This window comes from Clostridium sp. (assembly GCF_040797585.1).
Taxonomy (GTDB): Bacteria; Bacillota; Clostridia; order Clostridiales; family Clostridiaceae; genus Clostridium_Z.
In genome coordinates, this window is record NZ_JBFNEO010000155.1 from 1 (window position 1) to 6,910 (window position 6,910).

At 29.8% G+C, this 6,910-nt stretch carries 6 protein-coding genes; 2 read left to right on the forward strand and 4 right to left on the reverse strand.

The window, feature by feature from the left end; all coding sequences use genetic code 11:
• Window positions 1–102 precede the first annotated feature (102 nt).
• Window positions 103–993: a DMT family transporter gene (locus AB2369_RS09935; protein WP_367666324.1), complete on the forward strand. Its 891-nt coding sequence runs from the start codon at window positions 103–105 to the stop codon at window positions 991–993.
• Between the two features lie 260 nt (window positions 994–1,253).
• On the opposite strand, the gene AB2369_RS09940 is transcribed toward AB2369_RS09935, so the two are convergent.
• The 3 genes from AB2369_RS09940 to AB2369_RS09950 all read right to left on the reverse strand — a co-directional run bounded on the left by AB2369_RS09940 (window position 1,254) and on the right by AB2369_RS09950 (window position 4,986).
• A complete protein-coding gene (locus AB2369_RS09940; protein ID WP_367666325.1) occupies window positions 1,254–2,948 on the reverse strand; it encodes a M3 family oligoendopeptidase in 1,695 nt (564 codons plus the stop codon).
• A gap of 241 nt (window positions 2,949–3,189) precedes the next feature.
• Window positions 3,190–4,269: an NADH:flavin oxidoreductase gene (locus AB2369_RS09945; RefSeq protein WP_367666326.1), complete on the reverse strand. Its 1,080-nt coding sequence runs from the start codon at window positions 4,267–4,269 to the stop codon at window positions 3,190–3,192.
• 114 nt (window positions 4,270–4,383) lie between these two features.
• Window positions 4,384–4,986, reverse strand: a complete 603-nt coding sequence (locus AB2369_RS09950) for a CoA pyrophosphatase (protein WP_367666327.1) — start codon at window positions 4,984–4,986, stop codon at window positions 4,384–4,386.
• Window positions 4,987–5,095: 109 nt separating this feature from the next.
• On the opposite strand from AB2369_RS09950, the gene AB2369_RS09955 reads away from it, so the two are divergent.
• Window positions 5,096–6,364 (forward strand): D-alanyl-D-alanine carboxypeptidase family protein, encoded by a 1,269-nt coding sequence (locus tag AB2369_RS09955; RefSeq protein WP_367666328.1) that lies wholly within the window; start codon window positions 5,096–5,098, stop codon window positions 6,362–6,364.
• Between the two features lie 73 nt (window positions 6,365–6,437).
• Here AB2369_RS09955 and AB2369_RS09960 read toward each other — a convergent pair.
• On the reverse strand, window positions 6,438–6,910 hold a 473-nt coding region (locus AB2369_RS09960), incomplete at its 5' end, for a Ger(x)C family spore germination C-terminal domain-containing protein (RefSeq protein ID WP_367666329.1).

The window sequence follows — 6,910 nt, forward strand, 5'->3', positions numbered from 1 at the left end:
ATAAATTTACTTATATTTATAAATTTTTTCATAATAGCTCATAGGAAATTATCCTATTTTATTTGTAGATTCTATAATATAAATTAAAAGGAGGACTTACTTTTGAATAAAAAAACTCTTTATGCAGATCTCTCACTAATTATAGTAGCAATTGTTTGGGGAGCAGGCTTTGTTGCATCAAAAGAAGCCTTAAATATTGCTAAACCTTTCTATATGATGACCATAAGATTTACAATTTCTACCTTGCTTATGGTTATAGTTTTTAGAAAGTATTTAAAGACTATAAATAAACAAGATCTTAAAAGTGGAATCATAGTTGGTATATTCTTATTCTTAGCTTTTGGATTTCAAACTGTTGGACTTCAATATACTACTGCTTCAAAGCAAGGCTTTTTAACAGCTATTAATGTGGTTATAGTTCCATTTCTTTATTGGGGAATATCTAAAAAAAGACCTGATATGTATTCTATATTTTCTGCCTTCTTATGCTTTATAGGTATCTCTCTACTTACATTACAGGATTCAATAACTGGAATAAATCTTGGAGATGCGTTAACTCTTTTATGTGCATTGTTCTTTGCATTACATATTGTGTCTGTGGGATATTTTGCATCAAAAACAAACCCTATTGTCTTAACTATAATTCAACTTGGAACTTCTGCTGCTTTATCTTCTTTAGTTGCTATCTTTACAGAACCTATGCCAAATAATCTTACCTTAAGTGGTACATTTTCTCTCCTTTATCTTGGTGTATTTAGTACATTAATCGCTTTTTTACTTCAAAATATAGCTCAAAAGCATACTTCCTCTACCCATGCTGCAATAATTCTATCAACAGAATGTGTATTTGGTAGTATTCTTTCTATGCTAATACTAAAAGAAATCTTTACCTTTGAAATGTTTATAGGATCTATAATCATATTTTCTTCCATAATTATAAGTGAAACCAAGCTAGATTTTTTAAAAAAGAATAAGAAAGATTTAAGTAGCTAAATTCAATATTCTTATTTCAAAAATAAAACATGTACTCTAAAAATATAGTTCATAATACATCTAGTAAATTGGTTACATAAGATGTATTTAATCATGTAATAAAAATGCTAACTACTAATAAAAGGTTATTAATAATATTATCCTCAGGTTAACCATAAAGAAAAGCCTATATCTTATTTTACATGGTAATTTAAGATATAGGCCTTATTTTATAGGATAAAATTATAACTATATATTTTTAAGCATAAAATATAATTTTCTTATAACTTACTATCATCTATGCCATCTAATATTGATCTAGCTTTAGTTACCACCTTTTCTATGGTTCCTGGTTGAAATGGTGAATTTAAATGACATACTCTTAAAAGCTTTAAGAAGCTCTTAGATCCCCCTTCTTTACATAACTCTAAATACTCTCCCCATGCTCTCTCCCTGTCTCTTAAAGATTTCTTAAAAAATTGAAGAGCACATATTTGAGCCAAAGTATAATCTATATAATAAAAAGGTGACTGGAATATATGTCTTTGTTGATACCAATAGGTTCCTTTCTCTAAGAACTCATTGTTATCATAGTCTCTATGAGGAAGATATTTCTTTTCAATATCTCTAAATGCCTTTTTTCTTTCCTCTTTAGGAGTCTCTGGATTTTCATAAACAAAGTGTTGAAACTCATCCACAGCTACTCCATAAGGAATAAACTCTAAAGCCTTGCTTAAGTGAGAATACTTATATTTCTCTGTATCCTCTTTAAAGAACAACTCCATCCAAGGCCAAGTAAAAAATTCCATACTCATAGAATGAATCTCACAGGCTTCTAAAGTTGGAAAATAATATTCTGGAACTGAATAATCCCTACTTAAATATACTTGGAAGGCATGTCCTGCTTCGTGGGTTAGTACATCAATATCACCTGATGTTCCATTAAAGTTTGAAAATATAAATGGGCTCTTATAATTAGGTATATATGTGCAATATCCTCCACTTGCCTTTCCATCTCTGTTTATAACATCCATAAGTTCTTTATCCATTAAAAAATCAAAAAACTCTTTAGTTTCCTTAGAAAGATCAGAGTACATTTCCCGTCCTCTTTCTAAAATCCACTGTGGATCTCCCTTTGGAGTCGCATTACCACTTAAAAACTTAAAGTTTTCATCATAGTATTTAAGAGAATCTAGTCCTAATCTTTTTCTTTGTCTTTCATAAAGACTATCACATACTGGAACTATATATTTTTTTACTTGATCTCTAAAATTCTTAACCATTAAAGGGCCATAATCCATTCTACGAAGCCTTGCATAAGCAAGATCTACAAAATTATTAAATCCTAACTTTTTTGCTATCTTTGTTCTAACTTTAACCAAAGCATCAAAGATTTCATCTAATACTTCTTCCTTATCCTCGAAGAAGGAATATTTAGCTTCACTAGCCTCTTTTCTTACTTTCCTATCCTTATCCATTTGAAATGGAGTAAGACCTGCTAAGTTTAATACCTTTCCTTGAAACTCAATTTTAGCTCCAGCTAAAACTTTAGTATATTCTGATACTAATCTATTTTCTTCTTGAAGGTCTTGTATTATCTCCTCTGAGAAAGTGTTAGCATGACACTTAGCAATATTAAAAAGTTGCTTACCAAACTCTTTTTCTAATTCAACCTTAAACTTTGAATCACATAATACTTTATAATAATCACTTATTATCCCTTCATATATTGGCATAACTTGATCAAAATATTTCTGTTCCTCTTCATAAAATTTATCATTGGTATCTATACTATGTCTTATATAGGATAAACTATAAACTGTATCAATTTCATTTCTTAAAATATTTATATGTTTTATTAGAGACACTTGAGCATCTAGAGACTCTGAATCCTTTAAACTCTTTATAAGCTTTTGAAAATCCTTTTTTAAACCTATTATATCTGGTCTTTCATAGCTAAATTCTTTAAACTTCATAAACTCCCTCCAGCCCTTAAAATTTTGACTTTATTAAAAGATTTTACAGTATTACCACTGAATATTCTTAAACCTGAAGATATAAATAAACTATCTGTATTCCTCAGTTAAAAGAGTGAGTAAAAATTCTACCTACACCTAATCTTACTCTATATAATCCTAAATAAAGTCCTCTAATAAAATTATATTGTTTTTTGAATATTTAATCAATATTATACATATCTATTTTATAGATTATATATTACTTCTTTCTATTAAATATACAAACTACACCCTCATCACTTCTACATTTATCACAGTTCAAGCATTTTGATCTGTCCTTAGATTTTATTTTCCATCTATTAATAATATTACTTTCTCTTATAAATGGTCTACACATAGAGAAAAATTTTATATTTGTATCTTTTTCCAATTCCTCTATTTCCCCTAAATCTCTAAGATTTCCAACTAATATAACAGGAACGTTAATCTCCTTAGATAATTTATCTCCATATGAGCTAAAGTAAGCATCTCCTTTCAGCTTTGAAAGTCCATCCTCACTTGGATCTATATTATCCTTATATCCTCCCCCACTAAGCTCTATGGCATCTATACCTCTTTTTTCTAGCTCCTTGCATACCCATAAGGTATCACTAAATTTTAATCCATCATATCCAAAGTCTTTACAGTTTATCTTTATAAGTATTGGATAATCATCCCCTACTTGTTTCCTTACTTCTTCATAAACCTGAAAAACTATCCTAGCTCTATTCTCTATAGAACCACCATACTCATCTAAACGTCTATTATGATATGGATCTAAAAATTTACTTAATAAATAACCATGAGCTCCATGAATTTGCACTCCATGAAAGCCAGCTTCCTTTACTCTTCTAGCAGCTTCTCCAAAAGCTTTCACTATATAATCAATATCTTCCTTTGTCATTTCTTTTGGGGTAACCTTAGTTATTCTATCTGGAACTTTCGAAGGTCCTAAAATTTCTCTCTTTCCTAAATTAAATGAAGTTTGAGATCCTCCATATACAATTTGCATAATGGCTTTAGCTCCATTAGTCTCTATCACCTCCGCGAGAGGCTTATACTCTTCAATAAAGCTATCATCATATATACCAAGCATCTTAGGTGATGGTTGCTCTTCCTTAGTTATATAAGCATAACCGGTTATTATAAATCCAACCCCTCCCTTTGATAAATCTTCATACATTTTCATGAGTTTCTCTGTAAGCCTACCTTCTTCTGTAGCCATATTCTCCCAAGTAGCACTTCTTACAAACCTATTTCTCACCTTCAAATTCCCTATTTTTGATTCCTCAAATAACATAAAATTTCCCCTTCCCCTTTACATATAATTGTTTTAAATATTAATTTACTCTATTATATCTATTTATATTATATGGATAGATAGAACTATATCATAAGTTGATACCATTTAAAATTATTTTACTAAGTCAATAAATTCCTTTATTATTCTAGCTGTAAATCCCCATATTACATAATTATCATATTTATAAAAGTACTGGGGAGAATATCCTTTAGAGAAATTATAATTTTCTCCTCCCTCTATAAGATGAAATGGAAATCCCTTAAGTTCAATAGGTCCAATCCTCATTTCATATAAAATTGGAGGGTTCTCTATAAAATACTTAACAGGTACCTTAAATAATGTATGAACCTCATCCTTACTAAAGTTATCCGGCATGTAATTTATAGAGGCTACAAAGGGATACATAATAGTATTATAGGGGCTTATAAAATAATCCATTTCCCCAATATAGTTAATATCTTGAAGTTTAACATTAAGCTCCTCTACAGTTTCTCTTATGGCTGTATCAAGAGGTGTTTCTCCCTCTTCTATTCTTCCTCCTGGAAAGCATATATCCCCAGGTTGACTCCTAAGAGTTAAAGCTCTTTTTTCAAATATTATATAGTCTTCTCCATTTTCATTATATAAAAGTATCATAACTCCATATCTTTTATATTTCCCCAAAGGTTTTCCTATTCTTCCTTTAAAAATCTTCTCTATTTTTTCTATATGCATAAGTTGTCACCTCTAAGCCTCATATTTAAACTTGTTATCAATGTGTATTAATGATATATTAATTATAGACTATAGAAAGAGATTTTTAAAGAAATTGGAGAGGTGAACATTGAGTAAAAAGAAACTTTTATCATCAATCGCAGTAGCACTAGCACTAACTTTTACTGCTCCTTTTGGTAGTATAGCGAAGGCTGAAAGTAAGCCTGAACCAAATATAGTAGCTAAATCAGCACTAGTTATGGATGCTGATACTGGCGAAGTCATATATGCAAAAGATGCTGACACCAAAAGATTCCCTGCTAGTATAACAAAACTTTTAACTGGATTACTCCTTGCAGAAAACAAGGACAAGTCTGACCCTATAACTTTTACATCTTCTGCAAAAAGTCAACCACAATACTCCTTTGATATAAATATAGCAATGGGTAAAACTAAAGTTGGAGATACTATGTCTGCAGATGATGCAATGAAAGCTCTTTTATTATTTTCCGCTAATGACTGGGCTTACGCCATAGCAGATTCAGTAGCTGGAAGTGTTGATGAATTCTCTAACATGATGAATGAGAAGGCAAAGGAACTTGGAATGAATAACTCTCATTTTATAACTCCTAATGGTCTTCATGATGAAAATCATTATACTACTGCTTATGACTTAGCTCTTCTTGGAAAAGCTTCCTTTAATAATCCTTGGGTTCGTGAGACTATGGCACTTAAAGAAGCTAAGATAACTACTTCTAGTAACATAATTGGTTTAATTGAAAACCGAAATAAAAATTTAGGAGTAGATGGTGGTATTGGTGGAAAAACTGGGTATACAGAACCTGCTGGTAAGTCCTTACTAAACATCTATGAAAGAGATGGAAGACATTTAGTTGGGGTAGTATTAAAATCTGTATATGATCAAAATGATACACAGATGTTTAAAGACATGAAGGATATAATAGATTATAGCTACAGTGCTGAAAAGATAACTGCCTATGAAAAAAATACACCAGTTAAAACTGTTCCAGTAAAATATAAATCCTTTAGATTCTTTGGATCTGAAAAAACTTTAGAAGTACCTTTAGTTACTCATGAAGATATTAAGTATTATGATAATGAAATCAATAGAAATAATACTACTCTTGAAGTTAAAGAAGGGGATATAAATCCTTGGAAAATCAAAGAGGATACTAAAGTTTCAACCTTAGAAGTAAATCAAAGAGATTCTTCTAAAACTTATGACCTATACACTAATGTAGATACAAGTAGCCTTACTAGAGCTAGTGTAATGGGAATATCTATACTAGTAGTATTAGGTGTAGTCCTTCTTTTAGCTATAACTGTTGTAATATTACTTATAAGAAAGCAAATTAGAAGAAGAAGAAGATACTTTTAACATATAAAAGATTTTTAATAAAAGAAGTACTATATCCTTTAATTTAACATAAGGATATAGTACTTCTTTCATTTTAGTTTAACAGCCTTCCAGTGGAGTTAATTTTAACCTTAACTTTTACATCTACAATGGCATCTTTAAAAGATGAGTTTAATCTCTCTAATTCTTTTTCATTAAATTTAGCATGTGAAAATCTCTCTATATCAAATATATCTATATTGTGCTCCTTTTGATACCTATAAATAACCTTATTTATCCCTGTTTCTAAATCTTTACTAAACTGCTCTTCTATTTCTTTAACATTTAATTTAGGTTCATCTATTTTATCATGTTCTGAATCTATTTTTATGTCACCTTTCATCTGGACTTCTATATTATATTTTATTTTATCTCTTTCCTTTGTTACCTTAACCTTTCTCTTTGATTTACTATAAAGACTTACATACTCATTTTTAGTAACTGGAATCTTACTTATAGAAGATGTAGCTTTATCATTTCTTAAAATATTCGCGTAAAAAGCCTCTTTTAAAGGTACAATATTAACTA